Below are 2,426 nucleotides of genomic sequence, written 5' to 3' on the forward strand. Positions count from 1 at the left end.
CAGTAAAACGCGGCATACGCAGCCATAAGCTGAAACCCTACCGGGCAGCGGCAGCAGCCGAGAAAAAGGCAGCAAAGGCAAACGCCGATTTCCTCTATCAAAAGGCGCTGCATGATAACCCCGCCCTTGCGCACTCCAACCCGATTTCCCGTTTTTGGCAAAAACAGCGCATTAAAAAGCAGTATGCAAAGGCGTTGAAAACGGGCGGCAAGGTGAAAAAGACCGCCGAAGCCACCGCAAAGGCGGCGAAGAAAACGGCGCAGGAAACCAAACGGGCGACGTTCTTTGTTGTCCGGCACTGGAAAGGCTGCTTGATTGTGGGCGGGATTGCCTTTATCGTGCTGCTGCTTTTTGGCGGGCTGTCCTCTTGCTCCCTCTTTGGCGGCAACAGCGGCAGCGGCTTGATTGCGTCGTCCTATCTCTCCGAGGACGCGGATATTACGGGCGCGGAAAGCGCGTATGCCGCTATGGAAGCCGAGTTACAAGATATGCTGGACAATATCGAAAGCGAATACCCCGGCTACGACGAATACCGGGTAAACGCGGACGAGATCGAGCATGACCCCTATGTGCTAATTTCTATCCTTTCCGCGTGGCATGAGGGCGTGTTTACCCTTGACGAAGCGCAAAGTACCCTTGAAATGCTTTTTGAAAAACAGTATATCTTGACCGTCGAAGAAGAAGTACAGGTACGCTACCGCACCGAAACGAGGACGGACAGCGAGGGCAACGAATACGAAGTTGAAGTACCCTATAACTATTACATTCTTCATGTGGATTTGGAAAACTTCAACCTCTCCCATGTTCCCGTCTACATCATGGGCGAAGAACAGCTATCCATGTACGCTATGTATATGTCGTCGCTGGGAAACAGACCCGATTTGTTCCCGCAATCCGGCTATGTGTCAAAATACTATGAAAACCCGCCCGCAGATTACGAAGTCCCCGCCGCGCTGCTGGGTTCCGATGAAAAGTTTGCGCGGCTCATGGAGGAAGCGGATAAATATGTCGGCTTTCCCTATGTGTGGGGCGGCAGCACCCCGGAAACCTCTTTTGATTGCAGCGGCTTTGTGAGTTATGTGTTGACGAACAGCGGCCTATACAATACGGGCAGACTTGGGGCGCAAGGGCTTTACAACATCTCAACCCCTGTTTCTAACCCGCAGCCGGGGGATTTGGTTTTCTTTACGGGTACATACGATACCCCCGGCGTTTCCCATGTGGGGATTTATGTGGGCGAGGACGGGGACGGAAGCCCTGTCATGCTGCATTGTGGCGACCCGATACAATACACAAAACTTGATACAAGCTATTGGCAATCCCATTTCTATGCCTACGGGCGGTTAAATTACAACTGATTTGAAAGGAGTAAACGACTATGGCGAACACGAAACTTGACCGTATCGAAAGGGATATTGAGAAAACGAGGGCGAAAATCCTTGAACAGCAAAAGAAGCTGAAAGACCTTGAAGCGCAGAAAACCGAGGAAGAAAACGCGCAGATCGTGCAAATGGTTAAGGCGGTACACCTTGACGGGACGCAGCTTGCCGCGTTCCTTTCCGCTTACGCCAGCGGCGAAATCACCTTGCCGCAGCCGGAAGCGGCCTACCCCACCGAACAGGAGGACAGCGACGATGAAGAATAAAAATCTAATCCGAAAGTTTACCGTACTGCTTGCCGCGCTGGTTGTCATGTGCGGCTTTTCTGTTACCGCATACGCGGGCGGCGGCGATGAAAGCGACTTGCCGCCTACCCCCGTAACCGAGGAAACGCCCCCGCCGGAAACCGAGCCGGAGGAAACGACGGGCGGCTATGAGCCGCAGCCCCTTACCCCGGACGGTAATATGTCCCTTGTGGACGATATTACGGGCGAAGCGTCCGGCGACAAGCAGTTTATCACCGTCGTTACCAAAAGCGGCAACTATTTTTACATTATCATTGACCGCGCCGAGGACGGGGAAAACACCGTCCATTTCCTTAACCAGGTGGACGAAGCGGATTTAACCGCCCTTATGGAGGACGGGCAGACCGAAGCCCCCGTTTGTAGCTGCACCGAAAAATGTATTGCCGGGAGCGTCAACACCGATTGCCCGGTTTGCAGCGTCAACATGGGCGAGTGCGCGGGCGTGGAAGCCGAGCCGGAGCCGGAAGAAACCGAGCAGCCGCAGGAAGAAGAAAAAGGCGGCGGCATGGGTATTCTGCTTGCCGTGCTGCTTGTTGCCGCAGCGGGCGGCGGCGCGTTCTACTATTTTAAGATTTTGAAGCCGAAAAAGGACGCGGCAAAAGGAAGCAGTAACCTTGACGACCTTGATTTTGACGAGGACGACGAGGAAACGGAAGTAGTCGAAACCGAACAGACCGAGCAGGAGGACGAACATCTATGAAACTTGTAATTGCAGAAAAACCGAGCGTCGGGGCGGCGATTG

General features: G+C 53.7%; 3 protein-coding genes. All 3 read left to right on the forward strand.

What is annotated here, in order from left to right; genetic code table 11:
- A partial coding sequence (locus HMPREF0373_RS07035; RefSeq protein WP_021738980.1) for a C40 family peptidase occupies positions 1-1,358 on the forward strand: 1,358 nt, incomplete at its 5' end.
- 20 nt (positions 1,359-1,378) lie between these two features.
- Positions 1,379-1,645, forward strand: coding sequence for a DUF4315 family protein (locus HMPREF0373_RS07040; protein ID WP_021738981.1), 267 nt, complete (start codon positions 1,379-1,381; stop codon positions 1,643-1,645).
- The gene (locus HMPREF0373_RS07045; protein ID WP_021738982.1) at positions 1,635-2,384 is read left to right on the forward strand and encodes a DUF4366 domain-containing protein; all 750 of its coding nucleotides are present in this window, start codon (positions 1,635-1,637) and stop codon (positions 2,382-2,384) included. Before HMPREF0373_RS07040 ends, HMPREF0373_RS07045 begins: the two co-directional genes overlap by 11 nt.
- The last annotated feature ends 42 nt before the right edge of the window (positions 2,385-2,426 follow it).

Source organism: Eubacterium ramulus ATCC 29099, from assembly GCF_000469345.1.
Taxonomy (GTDB): Bacteria; Bacillota; Clostridia; order Lachnospirales; family Lachnospiraceae; genus Eubacterium_I; species Eubacterium_I ramulus.